Below are 2,526 nucleotides of genomic sequence, written 5' to 3'. Positions count from 1 at the left end.
GTCTTGGGACAAGCTCTCGACCGCCATCGACCTCCTGTACGCGCGCAAATTGCACAAGGCTGATGTCATCGTCGCGCATTTCGGCACGAACGGCTTGCGGGTGGCGCGTGTCATCAAGCGTGGGCGGATTTCCGCGCCGCTGGTGACCGTCTTCCACGGCAACGACGTCGGCGGCCCGATGCATGACAACACGCTGGCGCGCTACAGGACGGTGTTCGAGAACGGCGTCCTCCAGATGCCGGTGAATGCCTTCTTTCGCGATGCCCTTATCGAGGTCGGCGCCCCGCCGGGCGAGGTCGTCGTGCACCATATGGGCGTTCGACCCGGCGAGATAGAATACCGGTGGCGATCCTGGAAGAATGAGACGCTGTCGTTCATTTCGGTCTGTCGTCTGACCGAAAAAAAAGGCGTTGAATATGCGCTTCGCGCGCTGGCCAGGCTGCCGCGTGATGACTGGAACTATTCGGTGATCGGCGCCGGCGAATTGCTGGAGCAATTGAAACGACTGGCCGCCGAGCTCGGCATCGCCGGGCGCGTCGATTTCCTCGGCCCCAGGCCGCATGCGGAGGTCAAGCAGCGCTTGCGGGACGCGCATGTCTTCGTGCTGCCCAGCGTAAGCGCCCACAACGGCGACCTCGAAGGCATCCCGGTCGCCCTGATGGAGGCGATGGCTGCCGGACTGACGGTGGTCAGCACCTACCATTCAGGGATACCCGAACTGATCGAGGACGGGAAAACCGGCTTCCTCGCGCCGGAACGGGACGTTGCGGCGTTGGCCGCCAAACTCGTCTGGGTCGCCGACAACCCGGTCCTGTGCGAGCCGATCGCGATCGCCGCGCGGCGCAAGATAGAAACAGACTTCAATGCCGACGTGCTGAACCAGCGGTTCGCACGGATTGCGATTGAACTGGCTGGAACGAGAGCACACTGATGAACGCTAACCCGCCCCTGCCGCAGTTCGGACGCGTCGCCCTGCGCGGCGGGCTGGTCACTGCCGGTGCCCAGGGTTTCAAGATGGTGATCCAGTTCCTCTCGGTCATCATCCTTGCCCGGCTGCTGCTGCCGGAAGATTTCGGCCTTGTGGCGTCGGTCGGGCCGATCGTCGCCTTTGTCGGGCTTCTGCAAAATCTCGGGCTGCAGCAGGCTCTTGTCCAGCGCAAGGACATCAGCGACAGGCAGCTCAATCAGGTGTTCTGGATAAGCGCGCTGGTCGGATTGGGCAGCGCGGTGGTAGTGGCGGCATTGGCCCCGGCCATTGCCGGCTTCTACGGCGATCAGCGCATGTTAGGCATCACGGTCGCCTCCGCGCTGCCGTTGCTTCTCGGCAGCATCGCAGCCGTCCCGCTCGCCTTGATGAACCGTCACCTGCAGTTCGGCCAGCTGGCCTTCAACGATGTCATAACGGCGGCCGCCGGTCTTGTTGCTGCCGCCATCGCGGCCTGGGCGGGAATGGGATACTGGTCGTTGGTGCTGGGGCCGGCCGTGGCGGCGGTCGTTGCGCTCGGCGCCGCATGGCTGGTGGTGCGCTGGACGCCGTCGCGTCCGGACTTCAGGGTCGAGAGCGAGATCCTGTCGTTCGGCGCCAATCTGACCGGCTTCAATCTCGTCAATTTCTTTTCACGCAATCTCGACAACATCCTGATCGGAAAATATTCCGGAGCGATCGAGCTTGGCTACTATGACCGGGCCTACAAACTTCTCCTGTTTCCGCTGCAAAACATCACCCAGCCGCTGACGCGCGTGATGGTGCCGTTGCTCAGCCGCATCCACGAGGACAAGGTGCGGTTCCGCGATCTGTACGTGCGCACCAACTGGATGCTGGCGGCCGTGACCATGCCCGGCATCGCCGCGCTGACATTGACTTCCGAACAGGTGGTCGCGCTTCTCTTCGGGCCGCGCTGGACCGCCGTGGCGCCAATCTTCGCGTGGCTGGGCATCGCCAGCCTGATGCAATCCGTATCGAGCACCACCGGCTGGATATTCATCTGCCAGGGCAAGACAAAGGCCATGTTCCAGTGGGGCGCCTACTCGTCGCTCACCACCGTGGCTTCTTTTGTCGTCGGCCTGCATTGGGGCGCCGTCGGCGTCGCGGCCGCCTACGCGATCAGCGGCTACGTTCTGCGCGTGCCGGTGCTCGCGGTCATGATCCACCGCGTCGGGCCGGTGACGGCAGGGGACTTCCTGATCATGCAGGGCCTTTTCATTGCATCGTCCCTGCTTGCCTGGCTTGCCTATCTCGGCCTGCCAGCGTCCCTTACCGGCCAGTCGGACCTTCTCGCCGTCGTCCTGGCTTTATGCCTCGACTACGGGCTTGCCTTCGTCCTTATGGCGATCTTCCCCCAGCCGCGCAGGATACTGCTCACCACGCTTGCCAACATCGCGCGCAATCTGCGCTGATGCCTTGGCCATGAGAGGCTTCAGCAACTCCGCGGCAGACATCGCCGAAGCATGTTCCTCGAGCACGGCTTGGAGGATGGTGCGGCGGTAGTCTTCAAGCTTGCCGACGAACCGGCCGAGCTTTTCGGC

Annotated in this window: 2 protein-coding genes; both read left to right on the top strand. The window is 63.4% G+C overall.

Annotated elements, in window-relative coordinates; translation table 11 throughout:
* Positions 1 to 931: glycosyltransferase (locus EOA24_RS34150; protein ID WP_133374760.1), on the top strand; the 931-nt coding region annotated here is incomplete at its 5' end.
* On the top strand, positions 931 to 2,397 hold the full coding sequence (locus EOA24_RS34145; protein WP_126079792.1) for a lipopolysaccharide biosynthesis protein: 1,467 nt from the start codon (positions 931 to 933) through the stop codon (positions 2,395 to 2,397). The genes EOA24_RS34150 and EOA24_RS34145, both read left to right, overlap by 1 nt.
* Positions 2,398 to 2,526 lie beyond the last annotated feature (129 nt).

Origin of the sequence: Mesorhizobium sp. M2A.F.Ca.ET.039.01.1.1, assembly GCF_003998035.1 — a bacterium.
Taxonomy (GTDB): domain Bacteria; phylum Pseudomonadota; class Alphaproteobacteria; order Rhizobiales; family Rhizobiaceae; genus Mesorhizobium.
The sequence above is the reverse complement of the archived record's forward strand: the minus strand, read 5'-3'. Positions and strand labels throughout refer to the sequence as shown.

Coding starts and splice junctions, on each gene's coding strand:
- EOA24_RS34145 (WP_126079792.1), top strand. CDS start 931: ATGAACGCTAACCCGCCCCTGCCGCAGTTCGGACGCGTCGCCCTGCGC.